Raw genomic sequence first — 14834 nt, forward strand, 5'->3', positions numbered from 1 at the left:
GAACGGAGTGTGTGCGGATGAAGTGGGGTCTGTATCCGAAAATGTTACTCGCTTTTCTCGGTCTTGCAATTGTACCGATCGTCTTGATCGGCTCGTTCTTGTATGTCGAAACAAAAGGTGCGTTGACAGACGAGGCCTACTCAAAGCTTGAAGCGATTCGTGATGCTAAAAAAGCAACGGTCACGCAACATATCGATGAGAAGTTCTTGAATCTCGAAGCATTAGCTGAGAACGAACAAGTCCAGCAGGCATTCGCTCCTTTAACGAAACAGTTTGCTGATGGTGGCCTTGCGAACGATTCGTATCAGAAAGAAGCGAAGAAATTCGATACGTATTTCAATCAGTACATCTAACAGTTCGGCTTCTATGACGTTTTCTTCATTGATCCGGACGGAAATGTCGTCTACACCGCATTCAAGGAACCGGACCTCGGTCAGAATGTCGTCACGGGTGATTTAAAATCGTCCGGACTCGGCAAAGCCTATCAGAATGCCTTGACACAACAAAAAGGCGTCATAGCCGATTATGCGTATTACGAACCGTCAAAAGCTCCAGCAGCATTCTTTGCGATCCCCTATGTTGATCCAAAGACGAAGCAACCACGCGGGGTGCTTGCGCTGCAGCTCGACGGAAATAAAATTAATAAAATCATGAAAACAACGGCTGGTCTCGGTAAAACCGGTGAATCGTATCTCGTTGGTGCCGATCAACGTCTACGGTCTGATTTCCGAGCGACAAAACAGACCGAAGTCGGCGAAAAACGCATTCAGTCAACGCCAGTCAAACAAGTCATTGCTGGTCAGACGAAAACGACAGAAACAACGGACACAGATGGTCATGAAGTCGTAACGTCTTTCACACCACTTAAAATCGCTGATCTAAACTGGGGACTGATCACAGAAGTCCATACGGAAGAAGTCTTTGCTGCCTTGTCTGATTTCGTTCAAAAGCTGTTGATTGCGTTAGTGGCGTTAATTGCTTTAGTGGCACTCGCTGCAATTCTTTTCACACGCACACTTGTCCGACCAATCCGGGCGTTGCTGCACAGTGCGGGCGCGATCGCTGAGCATGACTTATCACAACCCGTCGTCGCAACGTCACGTGATGAGATTGGACAGCTTTCGCGTCTATTTGAAACGATGCGCTTATCTTTAATTGGTCTCGTGAAACGGGTTGATACGATGTCGCGGACGATTGATGACTCGCTCGCCGAACTCGTCGTTGAAGCGGAAGAGACCGGACATGGGACAAAAGAAATGGCACATGCGATGACTGGGATTGCCGCAACTGCCCAGCAACAGTCTGGTGCGTTCGATGGGCATACAGCATCCTTACAATCCTTGACAGCGACGATCGAGCAAACCGCGCAAACGTCAGCACTCGTCGTAGACAGTGCTAGTCGCTCGGAGAGTCTCGCGACGACAGGACGTTCGGATCTCCATGCGGTCACGGAACAGATGCAATCGATTCAAAACGCGATTGATGAAGCGGCAGATAAATCACGCCGTGTTCAAACCGCTTCACAAAATGTTCTTGAGATCATCAGCATCATCGAATCGATTGCCAACGAAACGAATCTTCTCTCGTTGAACGCTTCGATTGAAGCGGCTCGTGCTGGGGAGCAAGGAAAAGGATTCGTCGTCGTCGCACGCGAGATTCAGAATCTTGCCAACCAATCGAAACAATCAATGGTTCGTGTCCAAGAAACGATTGATTCGATCCAACTGGAGACAAAACAACTCGAAGACGCGATGGCACGCGGAACCGTTGCCGTTCAAGACGGTGTCGTTCGTGTCACAGAAGCAACCCAGTCGTTTGATTCGATCGTCACGCAGTCAAAAGGTGTCACCATCGATATGTCCGCGCTCTCTGAAACGAACCGGGATGTCTTATCGACCGCTTCCCACCTCGTCGCACAAGCCGAACAGCTGCGTGCCGGAATCATCGCCAGCGCTCAAGATAATCAACAGGCATCCGACCAATCGCTCACCTTCAGTGAACGAATGGATGTCGTGCATACACTAACGGAAGAAATTTATACGCTCTCTCGAGAATTGCATGAGACGATCAACCGCTATACACTGGACTAAACCTGAAAGGAGAAATGCCTCATGCCGACTCACTTATTTCTATTTGGAGGCGGTCCTCCTTTTACACCGAACTTACAAACACGATTTGCCGCATTAACGAATGCTGGACCGGTCGCGATTCTGTACGTTCCGCGGACCGGTAAAGATTGGTTAGGCTACGCCTCAATCTATACGGAACCATTACAGAAAGACGGCATTTCATCTTTCGTCCACTTCCCCTTGTCTGACGCACCGACAAAGGAACAACTCTCGCAACTGAAGCAGTGTCAGGGCATTATTATCTCTGGTGGGGAGACCGAGATGTATCAGCGCTATCTTGTCGAGACGGAAATCGGTGACATCATTCAGTCGCACTTCGTAAACGGTATCCCTGTCGCCGGTTTTTCTGCCGGTGCCCTCGTTGCTCCCGAACGATGCGTGATTCCGGAAATCGATCAACGCGACGGTCAACGGCTTCGCTTGCCTGGTCTTGCCTTACTGAAAGATGCAGTTGTCTGTGTGCATTACGAGACATGGGGCGAATCTGCCCATCTCGTACAATCCTTTACGGAAGAAGGCACAGACCGTGCCTTCGGGCTTGCCGACGCTAGCGGTATCTATTTATGCGATCAGCACCTAATTGAAACAGAAGGAACCGATCCCATCGTTTTATCGCGGAGTCCCGTTAGATGACGGCGATCGTCCCTGCCGTTAAAGGCATCATCATTCATGAACAACGTCTGTTAATCGTTCGCCGAGCTGCTGCTGACTTTGGCGGCGGAACATGGGAATGCCCGGGTGGCAAGATCGACTTCGGTGAACTCCCGCTTGATAGTCTCGTTCGCGAGATAAAAGAAGAGACACAGTTGACGGTTACCCCGGATCGTCTGCTCTATGCTTCGAGCTTCCTGACACATCCCGATCGGCAAATCATTCTCTTGATGTACGTCTGCTCGACGAATCAGACAGACGTTCAGTTATCCGCGGAACACGACGCTTATCTCTGGGCGAACGAATCAATGATCCGTCAATTGATTGCGCCGAACATTTTAGCTGATTTTGAACGCCATGATGTATTTTCGTTACTGCATCGCTAAACACAACTGCCCCGCCTGACCAATCGGTCGAGCGGGGCAGCTTTTATTTACAGCAAAGGATCTCGGTAACAGACGACACGATTTCGCCCGGTTTGTTTGGCTTCATACAATGCTAAGTCCGCTTTCTGGACGGTCTCAAATACGGTTGACGCTTGATCGGAAGAAGCGGCACCCAGCGATAACGTGACATGAAAGACGGGATGTTCCTTATAAACGAAGTGTTGGTCGGCGCAGGCAGAACGAATCCGCTCCCCCAGTCGTTCCGCTTGCCTGAGGGGTACATCCGGCAATAGTAAGACAAATTCCTCACCACCGTATCGACCGACGACTCCTTGTTCTGGACAATAGGATTGCAAGAGATGACTGAGTTGTCGTAAAACGACGTCTCCCCCTTCATGACCATATGTATCGTTGATTGATTTAAAGTGATCGAGATCAAGAATGAGGGCGGAAAAGACCGTTCCGTTTTGAGCGTACTCGGCTAATGTTTCATCTAGCTTCCGGCGGTTTCCCAGTTGTGTCAGCCCGTCCGTTAAAGCCAGTTCTTGTTGCGTGTGCACGAATACAAAGTGCTTCCTTAATTCCTGTAAGAAACGATAGGCCACGTAACCACCAATCATGATGACGATGATATAAACGAACGCAATCTCTAAAAATCGCTCGAACGTGTTCGTTAATAAATAGAGCGCGGGCAAACTGTACGCGATACCTGTTCCAAGCAATATGAGATAATCCTTCATCCGTTGAGCAGCGAACCGGCGATAAATCGTCGCTGTCACGAGTAACGCGACACAGATCAAGGTCGTCAGAATCAGTCCTTGGTATTCGCCAGCTGGTGTCACCGCAAATCGGGCACCGATGATGAACAGCATCGTGATGCTACCGCTGACTAATCCGCCGTAAAAGTACGCCGTGACGAGCGCAACAAGACGCAAATCAATCTTTGCAACGTCATAGGAGATACTGTTAAAGATCAACAGCGCACCAATCACACCGGCGATACAACCAATCACGAGTCGGACTTGTAAGGAGGAGTTGGGCGAGATTCTCTCAATCCGTCGTAGTGGTAAAAACGCGAATAGCAATGTCGCAATCAACAGGGAAAAGTTCAACAACAATGAATTGAGTAACGTAAGCACGACGACATCCTCCTCATTCCATTTCAGATGTTTACTCTATTCCCTTCAAATTACACATTCCCCTCTTTTTCCAAGGTTTTCAAACAAGAGGAGAGGGAATCAAACAAATATGTCTATCGTCTACATCATTAAGGGGGACTCTTTCATGGACCGTCAGGCCGAAAAACGAAAAAGTAAGATGCCATTCTTCATCATTCTTGTCATCGCCATCTTCGTCATCGTTGCTGCTGCGTTGATCATTTACGTCACATCTGAACCAAAAGAAGAGACACAAGCACTTATGACCCATCTTGCGACTGTCCTTCCGGTTTACGTGAATTAGATTCACAAGACCTTTACACAAGCCGTACAGCACCTTCATACATGTTGCTTCATCTCCTTCCGATAGGTACACGGGAGGAGATGTTTTATGATTACGAAAAAACGATTACTAGCACAACAACTAAATGGATGGCTGATTCCGATCGTTGCCATCGGGCTGATTGTGATCAGCGGACTCAGCGTTTACGCATCGTATCAACAATCCGTCGCAGCAACTGAGGAACGGCTGATGCGTGAGTTAACGATGTTCGACGCGAACGTCCGAGCAACGTTTCTTGCGTATCCGGATGATGCAACAGATCGTACACGTGCGATTAAACGATTGCAACAGCAACAACGAACTGACTTATCACGCGACGACTATACAGTTCGCTTTCAAAGCCTGAACACGAGTGAAGCGTTCCGACCGTTGTCACTCGAACCGACAAAACGAAAACAACTATTAAAGTACTTAAGTAATGCGCGTACATATGCTTTTTCGAATCAAGACCAGTTTCTTGTCGCGATGACGATTCCGGAACTCGATGACGTCATCTTGCTGACGACTGATCGCGATAAACTAATCGCTCCTGCTCGTGAGTTAGCTTGGACACTCGTCTGGGTCAGTGTGATCACGCTTGTTAGCATCAGTCTATTGATCCGTTGGCGAATTAGAAAACAACTCGCCCCACTATCGAAACTCGCTTTACAGATTGAAGAAGCGCATGCGAAGCGATCGTATCGTCCATTAACACTCAAGACGACGACCTTTGAATTACAACAACTCACGTTTCAATACAATCAATTGATGCAACAGATCGGAGATTTAACAGCTGAGATGCAACAAGCCAGTCAGGAACTCGAATCTGTCCAGCCCCACTTTTCCTTGCGCTTATCGGCGATGGATCAATCGGTCCAGGCCGTCGATGAAGTCGCCGGTTCCTTACTTTCGCAATCGACGCAGATGGATCAGACAATCGCCGCCTCATCACGTTTGACTGTTCAAGGACACGATGCGTTAAAGGAGATGCAAACGACACTCCTCAACAGCCAACACGCCGTGACCCGTTTTCAACAGACCGTCCAGACGAATCATGCGACCTTGGATACATTGCAACAAGAGAGCCACTTGCTAAAGGAACAATCGCAAACAACGGAACAGATTTTACAGCAGACCTCACACCTGCAGCAGCAAATGGAGACCTCGATTTCACATATCCAGCGTGTTGCTGAAGAGACGCGCCGCTTGTCGCTCAACGCGCTGATTGAAGCAACTCGTGCCGGAGAAGCCGGTCGTGGCTTCACGGTCGTTGCCAAGGAAGTTGAAAAACTCGCAATCGATATTCGGACGAGTACAGATCACATCCGTCAAGTCAATCAGACGTGGACGGCAGGGCTCGAGCAAGTCGAACAAGCGCTCTCACAGATGACAGAACGTTTTCTCTCAACATCACAACAGCTCGAGATCGCAACGGCACACTTGCAACAGATGCTGACTGAAGCGACAACGATTGAGACGACACTGGGTATCGTGGAACAACAACGTCAAATCGTTGCAGACGTTCAGTCGAATATGCAGGAACACTTGCAGTCCGTTCAGCAATTGATGTCAGAGCTCTCGTCTTACAGCCAAGTCCTCGGTGATCAAATGCAACACCACGTTACCCAGCAAACGGAACTGAAGACACATAGCGCGGTACTCGAGTCGCGCATCAGTTCGCTGCAACAGACCGTTCGTTCTAGCGAATACTCATCTTAAAATAAAGGAGCGCCAACCATATCTGGTAAGCGCTCCTTTTAACTTGTTCTCAGCCGATATAACGTGCTTCCTTTTTATCGATGATGTTCCGGATTCGATTCTCGGTCACCTGATACTGCTCTGCCAATTGACGGGTTGTTTTCCCTTTTTCATACTGCGTACGAATCGTTCGGATTTGAAACGACGACAGCGTCACATGTTGATGCAACAAGAGATCAAACTCACCAAGTAGTTCGTTATATTGCTGATCGATTGAAGGCAGGACGTCTAAATTCGACAACTGATCGTCAGCCCGTTGACCGTTGCGTCGGACGAGTTGTGCTTCCGTGACGTCTGTCGTCAAAAAGGCTTGTGCAACAACTAAACCGACCTGCACCCGTTCTCCTCGACCACGTTGATAGAGTGTGACTTTTCGGTACCCTTCCCGATTGAGCCGTGGACGGAGCAAGACACCTTTTCGGCGTTGCCGAACACCGCGACACGTCACGATCGTCCGATCAAGCGATCTTACACGACCGAGGGACGAGACTTCATATATACCTACATAGCCGATGACGGCTTTCCATTGTTCTTGCATAGTTGTCCTCCTTCAGACAAGAACACGACGGGACTTCATACTTGAATTATATCAAATTACGAACAAACGTTCTAGTGATGTCACTCATCGCAATGTGCTATTCTTAGCAGAAAAAGGAAATGAGGTTCGTCCATGAAATTTGTTTTGTTACTTGGTCCCCAAGCGGTCGGAAAGATGACGATCGGTCAGGAAATCGAACGATTGACGGAGATGAAAGTCTTCCATAACCATCAGACGATTGATTTATTATTGCCTTATTTTGATTTCTCTGAACCCGCACATCATCGCTTAAAGGATACGATCCGGCGCGAGATGTTCAAGGAAATGGCGAACAGCTCGCTTGAAGGCGTCTTATTTACCTTCCTCTGTCTATTCGGCGTCGAAGGCGGTGGTCTTGAGTTCATCGAAGAGACAGTCGAGTTATTCGAACAAGCAGGTGCTGACGTCTACATCGTTGAACTCGATGCGCCGGTCGCAACTCGTCTGCACCGGAACACGACTGAAAACCGATTGACGCACAAAGTAACGAAGCGTGATCTCGCTGCTTCTGAACAAGACTTACGTGAGACGGCGGACGGATACCGGACACGTTCGCTGCCGGGCGAACTACCGGACGTCAACTATCTCTTCCTTGATACGGAACAGTTGAGTGCAAGTGAAAGTGCGGAAGCGATTTGTGCGCACTTTAACTGGTTAAAAGCAACCGTTTAAGCACAAACAAACCCCGTCCTGCTATTTAGGACGGGGTTTTAGTGATGGAGTTCGCGTTCATATCGATCAGCATGCAACTGAAATCCGTTCCGACGCCAGACCGTCTCACTGCCTGCTTCGCCGTAGACACGTTTCAGTAACAACGTTCGTGCTAGGTACGAGAGAATTGACGTCAGTGCTTCGGTGATATAACCGTTCTGATCGTCTTCATCATTTGACGTATATCGCAAGCTTCCGATTGAATCCTCCCATGTAAAGATAATCGTTCCGACAATTGTTTTCTCACGCTGTGCATGCAGCGTCCAATTGCAACCCGTTGCGGTATCGGTCGCTTCGACCAATAGACGTGACGTTGTAAAATCCGGATGTCGTCCTTGCATTCAGCTCTCCTCCTCGACCTCAAACGTTGCTGTCGCGTAAGCCTCTCCGTTAATCAAAATCGTCAATGTATGTGTTCCAGGATAGTGGACACGCGTCGTCATATTTCGAAACGATTGGCGTCGTTCGATTTGTAAGATACCTTCGACTTCCCGCTCTCGCAGTTGAAACACCTTCCGACTCGTCCCGCGTTGTTTGACATAATCGATTGCGTATTCAAGACGCAGACGTTGTTCAACGGAACTGTTTACGGTGAACGAGAAATCAAGCTCTCCGCCAATCGTAACCGACGAGACGACTAAGTTCGTGACGGTCACCTCACCTTGCGTAACGTGCCCGAATAACTGTAAGACTTCTGGGTTCCCACGCTTCAGTAACGTCCGGGAAGCATGACGTAAAATCCAATCCGTATTCGGATCTGATCCTAAGTGACGTTCAATCCGCTCGATTAGATATTCAGGGTGTGTCTTTGAAATATCATTCAAGTGATTGGCGACACTTTTTCGGACGTAGAGTGATGGATCCTGTAGTAACGCATCAAGAATCGGTAATGCCGGTCGCGGATCAGCAATCAGACGCGGAATCGCTTGTCCCCATGGAAGACGCGGTCGTGTCCCCTCGGATGCTAAGCGCCGGACATGTTCATCGTCTGATGTTGCCCATATGAGTGCTTGCTCGAGATAACGTTCTTGATCAGCGAGTAGAAAACGCCGAACGGCGAACTCAGACGTCGAATACGGCGTCAATTTAGCGAGTGTCGCTAACGCAAGTGTCCAGTCAGTGAGTGTTGCCGTCCGTTCAACGTACTCCGGAAAAACGATTCCTGGTAGACCGGTAAACTGCGGTGCGAGTCGCTCTAGCTCCAGCACCGAGTCCGGAAACGGTGGCAAGATCGTCTCCAGCGTCTCCGCTACACGGCGAACGCGTTGTTTAAACGCGAGTTCATCCCAGTCTCCCTGTTCAACTCGTCTTCGAAAATCTGGTACATCGACCGCTGCTCCTAAGCGGTCGAGCCAATTTGGTGAAAACACATCTTTAATCAAACTCATCCTTCATCCAGTCCCCTCTGTGTGCGCTCCAGTTTGAGCAATGTTTCCTTGCGTGCGAGTCCACCTGCGTATCCACCTAAGTCTCCATTCGTCCGAATGACTCGATGGCACGGAATGACGATTGCCAGTTGGTTCGCCCCATTCGCTCGTGCGACAGCGCGAACGGCAGTCGGTTGACCGATCCGGATCGCCAGTTCTTGGTACGAGATCGTCTCCCCACTCGGAATCCGCTCGAGTTCTTCCCAGACCCTTCGTTGAAAGGGCGTTCCGTACCGCATCAGTGGTGTCTGAAACAAGACCGGTTCTCCTTTGAAGTAACGACGGAGCTCGGCTTCAATCTGTCCAAAGATGGGTGACTCGCCGGGGACGATGACGGCGCGTGCTTTTTGACGCATCCGTTCGATTTCCCGCTCCAATCCCCGTCGGTCGACGAACTCAAGCAGATGTAAAAGCTGGTCGTCGGCAATCGCCAGCATCGAACCGAGCGGCGTATCGAGCCATTTCGCGCGCAAGACCTGTCCGTCAAACCGAGACGGCGCTTCCCCGAGCATCCGTGTCGAAGCTTCTCGAAACCCGCTGCTTGATTCATAGCCTCCTGCTAACTGTCCTTCAATGATCGGTTTCCCGGTCCGAATCTCCTTCATCGCAAGTCCCATCCGCCGTGCCCGGGCATAAGCGACGAACGTCATTCCGAACCGCTTCTTGAACTGACGCCGCGCTGTTGATTCATCCAAACCAAGTGCTCGGAAATCGGCTTCCTTAAATCGTTTATCCGGTTCCGCTTCGACCGCCTCGATCAAGCGTTGAATCGTACCGTGATCGCCGGGATACGCGAGCGGATGGCATCGCCGGCACGGTCGATAGGAAGCGAGCAATGCTTCTTGCGCCGTCTCAAAAAACTCGCAGTTCTCCGCTTTCGGTTTTCGCGCTGGACATGTCGGACGGCAAAAGATGCCCGTCGTCTTGACCCCGACGAAAAACGTCCCTTCGTACGTCGCGTCTCGTCGAACGAGTGCTTCATAATACGTATGATGTTCCATCGCCTTCCCCTCCTTTGTCTTTAGTATAACGGCTTGCCTGGTCACGATGTCGCCGAAAATCAGGCATTGATATGTTTAAGATTCACTTAAGAAACATCGTCCTGTTTTCGAAAGGGACGACGTGCATACTACATGCTATACTCAACGGAAAGTAGGGTTTTCATGTTAGATTTCTTAAAAGAAGCACTTCACGCACCACTACGCGTTCGGGGCCGTTGCACCGAGTAGTCCACGTCTTGCTGAGATGATGGCACGGCGCGCCGTCGCCGATCGTCCGCGTCAGATCCTTGAAGTCGGAGCCGGTGACGGCGCGATTACAAAAGCCTTACTGGCAGCTCGGTCACCGGAGACGCATCTATTAATTTGTGAACGAAGTGAAACGTTCCGTCCGGCACTCGAGCAATTGCTGGCTGAAGAAACGAATGTCACCCTCTTCATTGGTGACGTGCAGGAACTATCTGACTCGTGGAGCGGACAAATCGACGTCATCGTCAGTGGTCTCCCGTTCGCGTCGTTTCCACCAACATTACGACATGACTTATTGGCACAGTTCCAAACGTTACTACGATCAGGCGGTCACTTCATCGCCTTTCAATACACCCGGTTCCAGTTCAAGATGTTCCGGGATTATTTCCAAGAACACAGTTATTCGCACACACTTTACAATCTACCCCCTGCTTACGTTTTTGAAGGGGTACAACAGGAGGAAATAGATCATGCCTACACTTTTGATCGTCGATGACGAGGCGGATATCCGTCAATTGCTTCGACTCTATTTAACAAATGAAGGCTACGAGATCATCGAAGCTGAAAACGGCGAAGAAGCATTAACGATTCTTGCAACGCGTCCTGTTGACGCAATGTTACTCGACGTCATGATGCCGGTTCGCGATGGTTTCTCAACTGTTCAGGCGGCTCGTGCTGTCGGTCATGCGTTGCCGGTCTTGATGCTAACAGCGAAACGTGAAGATATGGATAAAATTCAAGGACTGACTTTCGGGGCGGACGATTACATTGGTAAACCGTTTAATCCGCTCGAAGTCGTCGCTCGCGTCAAGGCGTTACTCCGCCGTGTCAGTCAATACCATGTCCCAACTACAGCTTCAGCCGTTCAAGTCGGTCCGTTCACACTTAAAGAAGACGAACGCGTCATCTTTAAATACGATGTCCCGCTTGCCCTGACCCGTCGTGAATTCGATTGCCTGGCACTGTTCTTGAGTCATCCACGTCGCGTCTTCTCGGCTGACGATCTCTATGAGCGGGTTTGGCAAGAAGAAGCGCTCGGTTCTGCGTCGAACGCCGTCATGGTCTTGATCCATAAACTGCGTGACAAAATCGAAGATGTCCCGAAAGAACCACGCTACCTCCAGACGGTCTGGGGCGTCGGTTATAAGGTCGAGCCATGAGACGGATCAAACTAACGGTCTGGATGCTCGTTTTGCTACTACTTGCCGCATTTTTGAGTACGGCACTCTCATGGTTATTGTCGAGCCAGTTACCGATTGGTACTACAACGATTCCTCGTTATTACTACACGACGGAAGCAAAAACGATCCAAGATGTCAAACAGGACATCACGCGCTATCAAAGTGGACAAACACCAAATGGACCGTATGAATGGGCAGTGTATGGCGCAGATGGACGTCGTATCAATGCTTCCGACCAGTACCCGGAAAATTTAACGCCAAGTCGGCTGCTCGCTGCTCAAACACCAACGGAACGTGACCCTTCGAACAAAGGAAAGGTACGGACGTTGCATCATATCGAAGCCATTTCCCTACCGAACGACGAATCTGGATTTTTCTTGACGGTGCAGACAGAAAAACCAAAATTGAACGAATACCAAGTCGGTAATCCGAATGCCTTCTTCATTTTACAGGTCATTTTGTTCATTCTCTTTTTACTGCTTTTGACACGCTGGATCGCCGGCTTATTCCGGGAACTTGAACGGCGGCTCGAACGCTTGACCGTCGAACCACCACCGACAGATCCATTACCGCCGGTCAAAGGACCAAAAGAGTTTAAGTTGTTCGCCCAGTCGATTGAACGAATCGAACAGGAACTACGAACGTTACGTCAACGGGATCAGGAACGGTTCGTCGAGCAGTTGCGGTTGATCACAAGCCTGTCGCATGACTTACGGACTCCGTTGACCTCGATTCAAGGCTTCATCCAATGGTTGACGGAAAAACATGAGACGTTATCCGCAACGGAACGTGCAGAGCTTCTTGCAATCGTCACCCGTCAATCGGAGACGCTCGCCTCTCGAATCGATGAACTGTTCACGCTCGCTAAGTTATCGAATACCGATTATCCGGTCGAACGAATCTCGCTTGACCTCGTCACCTTAACGGAACAAGTCTTAGAACTGTTTCCTGGCACTACCGCTACCGTCGATGGTCCTGCACACGCGACTCTCTTCGCCGACCCACTGCTCTTACGTCGATTACTCGAGAACTTGATTCGAAATGCAACGCTTCACGGGACGGGTGATCTTCGAATTACGATTGAAGAGGATCCAGAAATACTTCAGTTAAGCTGTTCGAATGCAATTGCTAACACCTATACACCAGAAGAATTAAACGAATGGTTGACGCCGTTTGGAACGTCTGACGCATCGCGTTCTTCCGGCGGTTCCGGTATCGGTCTGTCGATTGTTCAACAAATCATGGCGCGTCATCACGGAAATGTCCAGCTCACTTCAGCAGACAACTACTTTTCCGTCACTTGTCGTTTTCCGCGTCATTCGTAAGTCAGTACCCGATGCTCTCATCGGGTGCTTTTTTGACCAGGTTGTTACTTCTTAGACACTTCTTTGAAATTGGAATTCGATACACTAAAGACTGTTAGAAATTAGTTGTCGTTTTAAAGGAGTTGTTCGTGTCTTATGAAATCCTCGTCTCGTTCGATTACATATATGCCAGGGCTTGACGGCTTGCGTGCCTTTGCTGTCCTGTCTGTCATTCTCTACCACTTATCCGTCTCATTCTTCTCTGGTGGTTTCCTCGGTGTTGATCTCTTTTTCGTCCTATCCGGTTACCTAATTACCGGTCTCTTGTTACGCGAGTGGCAAACGACCGGTCGCCTTGATTTGAAACGATTTTGGATCCATCGTTTTCGTCGCCTGTTCCCGGCCCTATTCGTCATGTTGCTACTTGTTCTCGGGTACGTGACCGTCTTTGAACGCGAGCTGTTGCATACAGTTCGTCAAGATAGTGCCTTTGCACTCATTTACGGAACGAACTGGTGGTATATCTTCCATGATGTCTCGTATTTCGAGTCGTTCGGGAAACCGTCACCCATTCAAAACCTATGGTCACTCGCAATCGAAGAGCAGTTCTATCTGCTTTTCCCGATCCTACTTTGGTTCGGCATGAAAAATCGTCGTCTGTTCCTTCAATTGATTGGAGTCGCGATTGGCGCATCCGTGCTCGCGATGGCGATCCAGTTCACACCGGGTGAAGATCCAAGTCGTGTCTACTACGGTACGGATACACGGTTATTCGCCTTGTTGATTGGGAGTTTGCTCGCGTTCGCGTGGCAACCTACTCGCTTTAAGCTTGATATTCCAAAACGTGGTGTTCGATTGTTGAATCAAACAGGTGCTGTCACGTTGCCACTCTTACTTTTACTGATGGTTGTCACGAGTGAGTTCGGAAGCTTTTTATACCGCGGTGGCTTTTTCCTTGTCGCCGTCCTTGCTGCACTATTGATTGCTACGATCGCCCATCCGGCGTCGGTCTGGAGTCGTTGGTTCGCGCATCCGGCACTCGTTGCGATCGGCAAACGATCGTACGGTTTATATCTCTGGCATTTTCCCGTCATCACATTGATGACACCGGTCGAGCAAATTGGAACATTCTCGATGCTACGGACCGTGTTAATCATCGTCGTGCTTGTTGCGTTAACTGAAGTATCATATCGCTTCATCGAACGTCCAATCCGTCAGCATGGATTATCTGGTTATTTAGAACGTCTGTCGTTACACCCGCGACAGTTACGTCAGTTCTCAACGCTGCAGTGGACAAGTGTCGTCGTCTTAACCGTACTCGTCGTCAGCTTCATCGGAAACCTATCGATTCTTGCTGTCTCCGATACACCGAAGCCAGAACCCGCCTTCCATAAGGTCGCGGCGCCAAAAGAAAAACCGAAACCGGTCCTCAAACCGACGACACCTAAAGTAAAATCCGATCAGCGAAAAATCTGTCGACCGACGCTTGCAATCGGTGACTCGGTCTTACTCGGTGTTGAAGATTATCTCGGCAGCACACTCAAACAACTGACAATCGATGCAAAACTCGGTCGACAACTCCGCGAGGCAATTCCGCTCAGTGAGCAGTATGCAGCGTACAATCGACATGGACGCCAAGTCATCCTGCATCTTGGCACGAACGGTAGCTTCCGGAAAGATCAGTTGAATACACTGCTAGATCAATTCGCCAATGCCGATCACGTCTATCTGGTAACAGCACGCGTCCCGCGGCCGTGGGAAGCAGAAGTCAATCAGATGCTGCATGAGGCATCAAAACGAAAACGGGTCGAGCTGATCGATTGGCACGCGGTTGCCATTAAACATCCGTCCTACTTCGAAGCAGATGGTGTCCATTTGAACATCAAGGGCGCACGTGCCTATTCGAAGATTCTCGCAAAAGCGACGAGTTGCGCCGCTTCAACGAAATAAAATTACGACGAACAAGGTAGCGGAAGTTTCCGCT

Annotated in this window: 16 protein-coding genes and 1 pseudogene; 12 read left to right on the forward strand and 5 right to left on the reverse strand. The window is 49.6% G+C overall.

Annotated elements, in window-relative coordinates; all coding sequences use genetic code 11:
• Positions 1-17 precede the first annotated feature (17 nt).
• From ACV3PA_RS00720 to ACV3PA_RS00740, 5 genes and pseudogenes are all read left to right on the forward strand, one after another.
• On the forward strand, positions 18-353 hold the full coding sequence (locus ACV3PA_RS00720; protein ID WP_456125365.1) for a hypothetical protein: 336 nt from the start codon (positions 18-20) through the stop codon (positions 351-353).
• An 18-nt stretch (positions 354-371) separates the two neighbouring features.
• Positions 372-1142, forward strand: a pseudogene (locus ACV3PA_RS00725) (HAMP domain-containing protein); the annotation flags it as partial.
• A gap of 126 nt (positions 1143-1268) precedes the next feature.
• Positions 1269-2090 (forward strand): methyl-accepting chemotaxis protein, encoded by an 822-nt coding sequence (locus ACV3PA_RS00730; protein WP_456125941.1) that lies wholly within the window; start codon positions 1269-1271, stop codon positions 2088-2090.
• A gap of 21 nt (positions 2091-2111) precedes the next feature.
• Positions 2112-2762, forward strand: a complete 651-nt coding sequence (locus ACV3PA_RS00735) for a Type 1 glutamine amidotransferase-like domain-containing protein (RefSeq protein ID WP_456125366.1) — start codon at positions 2112-2114, stop codon at positions 2760-2762.
• Positions 2759-3166, forward strand: coding sequence for an NUDIX hydrolase (locus tag ACV3PA_RS00740; protein WP_456125367.1), 408 nt, complete (start codon positions 2759-2761; stop codon positions 3164-3166). Before ACV3PA_RS00735 ends, ACV3PA_RS00740 begins: the two co-directional genes overlap by 4 nt.
• 47 nt (positions 3167-3213) lie before the next feature.
• Here the strand turns inward: ACV3PA_RS00740 and ACV3PA_RS00745 are convergent, their stop codons facing one another.
• On the reverse strand, positions 3214-4305 hold the full coding sequence (locus ACV3PA_RS00745) for a GGDEF domain-containing protein (RefSeq protein ID WP_456125368.1): 1092 nt from the start codon (positions 4303-4305) through the stop codon (positions 3214-3216).
• 145 nt (positions 4306-4450) lie between these two features.
• Here ACV3PA_RS00745 and ACV3PA_RS00750 point away from each other — a divergent pair, with 145 nt between their 5' ends.
• The gene (locus ACV3PA_RS00750; protein ID WP_167341066.1) at positions 4451-4627 is read left to right on the forward strand and encodes a hypothetical protein; all 177 of its coding nucleotides are present in this window, start codon (positions 4451-4453) and stop codon (positions 4625-4627) included.
• Between the two features lie 87 nt (positions 4628-4714).
• Positions 4715-6364: a methyl-accepting chemotaxis protein gene (locus tag ACV3PA_RS00755; protein WP_456125369.1), complete on the forward strand. Its 1650-nt coding sequence runs from the start codon at positions 4715-4717 to the stop codon at positions 6362-6364.
• Between the two features lie 49 nt (positions 6365-6413).
• On the opposite strand, the gene ACV3PA_RS00760 is transcribed toward ACV3PA_RS00755, so the two are convergent.
• Positions 6414-6941, reverse strand: a complete 528-nt coding sequence (locus ACV3PA_RS00760; RefSeq protein WP_456125370.1) for an NUMOD4 domain-containing protein — start codon at positions 6939-6941, stop codon at positions 6414-6416.
• Between the two features lie 132 nt (positions 6942-7073).
• Between ACV3PA_RS00760 and ACV3PA_RS00765 the strand changes: the two genes are divergently transcribed.
• Positions 7074-7652: a shikimate kinase gene (locus ACV3PA_RS00765; RefSeq protein WP_456125371.1), complete on the forward strand. Its 579-nt coding sequence runs from the start codon at positions 7074-7076 to the stop codon at positions 7650-7652.
• Positions 7653-7690: 38 nt separating this feature from the next.
• Here ACV3PA_RS00765 and ACV3PA_RS00770 read toward each other — a convergent pair whose 3' ends face one another.
• From ACV3PA_RS00770 to ACV3PA_RS00780, 3 genes are read right to left on the reverse strand one after another with little or no spacing between them, the layout of a single operon-like run.
• Complete coding sequence (locus ACV3PA_RS00770) at positions 7691-8032, reverse strand: GNAT family N-acetyltransferase (protein ID WP_456125372.1); 342 nt, start codon at positions 8030-8032, stop codon at positions 7691-7693.
• A complete protein-coding gene (locus ACV3PA_RS00775) occupies positions 8033-9079 on the reverse strand; it encodes a DNA alkylation repair protein (RefSeq protein ID WP_456125373.1) in 1047 nt (348 codons plus the stop codon).
• Positions 9076-10119: a bifunctional transcriptional activator/DNA repair enzyme AdaA gene (locus ACV3PA_RS00780; protein WP_456125374.1), complete on the reverse strand. Its 1044-nt coding sequence runs from the start codon at positions 10117-10119 to the stop codon at positions 9076-9078. The genes ACV3PA_RS00775 and ACV3PA_RS00780 overlap by 4 nt, the downstream gene beginning before the upstream one ends.
• Positions 10120-10363: 244 nt before the next feature.
• Here ACV3PA_RS00780 and ACV3PA_RS00785 point away from each other — a divergent pair, with 244 nt between their 5' ends.
• The 4 genes from ACV3PA_RS00785 (at position 10364) to ACV3PA_RS00800 (ending at position 14800) form a co-directional block, all read left to right on the forward strand.
• The gene (locus tag ACV3PA_RS00785) at positions 10364-10861 is read left to right on the forward strand and encodes a class I SAM-dependent methyltransferase (RefSeq protein ID WP_456125375.1); all 498 of its coding nucleotides are present in this window, start codon (positions 10364-10366) and stop codon (positions 10859-10861) included.
• A complete protein-coding gene (locus tag ACV3PA_RS00790) occupies positions 10836-11525 on the forward strand; it encodes a response regulator transcription factor (RefSeq protein ID WP_456125376.1) in 690 nt (229 codons plus the stop codon). Before ACV3PA_RS00785 ends, ACV3PA_RS00790 begins: the two co-directional genes overlap by 26 nt.
• Positions 11522-12871 (forward strand): sensor histidine kinase, encoded by a 1350-nt coding sequence (locus tag ACV3PA_RS00795; protein WP_456125377.1) that lies wholly within the window; start codon positions 11522-11524, stop codon positions 12869-12871. The genes ACV3PA_RS00790 and ACV3PA_RS00795 overlap by 4 nt, the downstream gene beginning before the upstream one ends.
• 135 nt (positions 12872-13006) lie before the next feature.
• Positions 13007-14800 (forward strand): acyltransferase family protein, encoded by a 1794-nt coding sequence (locus ACV3PA_RS00800; protein WP_456125378.1) that lies wholly within the window; start codon positions 13007-13009, stop codon positions 14798-14800.
• Positions 14801-14834 lie beyond the last annotated feature (34 nt).

This window comes from Exiguobacterium sp. EA-TM-5 (genome assembly GCF_053878415.1).

Excerpts from the sequence above, each read along its gene's own strand:
- ACV3PA_RS00760 (WP_456125370.1), bottom strand. The coding sequence starts at position 6,941 with ATGCAAGAACAATGGAAAGCCGTCATCGGCTATGTAGGTATATATGAA.
- ACV3PA_RS00735 (WP_456125366.1), top strand. The coding sequence starts at position 2,112 with ATGCCGACTCACTTATTTCTATTTGGAGGCGGTCCTCCTTTTACACCG.
- ACV3PA_RS00770 (WP_456125372.1), bottom strand. The coding sequence starts at position 8,032 with ATGCAAGGACGACATCCGGATTTTACAACGTCACGTCTATTGGTCGAA.
- ACV3PA_RS00740 (WP_456125367.1), top strand. The coding sequence starts at position 2,759 with ATGACGGCGATCGTCCCTGCCGTTAAAGGCATCATCATTCATGAACAA.
- ACV3PA_RS00780 (WP_456125374.1), bottom strand. The coding sequence starts at position 10,119 with ATGGAACATCATACGTATTATGAAGCACTCGTTCGACGAGACGCGACG.
- ACV3PA_RS00775 (WP_456125373.1), bottom strand. The coding sequence starts at position 9,079 with ATGAGTTTGATTAAAGATGTGTTTTCACCAAATTGGCTCGACCGCTTA.
- ACV3PA_RS00730 (WP_456125941.1), top strand. The coding sequence starts at position 1,269 with ATGACTGGGATTGCCGCAACTGCCCAGCAACAGTCTGGTGCGTTCGAT.
- ACV3PA_RS00785 (WP_456125375.1), top strand. The coding sequence starts at position 10,364 with ATGATGGCACGGCGCGCCGTCGCCGATCGTCCGCGTCAGATCCTTGAA.
- ACV3PA_RS00800 (WP_456125378.1), top strand. The coding sequence starts at position 13,007 with ATGAAATCCTCGTCTCGTTCGATTACATATATGCCAGGGCTTGACGGC.
- ACV3PA_RS00790 (WP_456125376.1), top strand. The coding sequence starts at position 10,836 with ATGCCTACACTTTTGATCGTCGATGACGAGGCGGATATCCGTCAATTG.
- ACV3PA_RS00795 (WP_456125377.1), top strand. The coding sequence starts at position 11,522 with ATGAGACGGATCAAACTAACGGTCTGGATGCTCGTTTTGCTACTACTT.
- ACV3PA_RS00755 (WP_456125369.1), top strand. The coding sequence starts at position 4,715 with ATGATTACGAAAAAACGATTACTAGCACAACAACTAAATGGATGGCTG.
- ACV3PA_RS00750 (WP_167341066.1), top strand. The coding sequence starts at position 4,451 with ATGGACCGTCAGGCCGAAAAACGAAAAAGTAAGATGCCATTCTTCATC.
- ACV3PA_RS00720 (WP_456125365.1), top strand. The coding sequence starts at position 18 with ATGAAGTGGGGTCTGTATCCGAAAATGTTACTCGCTTTTCTCGGTCTT.
- ACV3PA_RS00765 (WP_456125371.1), top strand. The coding sequence starts at position 7,074 with ATGAAATTTGTTTTGTTACTTGGTCCCCAAGCGGTCGGAAAGATGACG.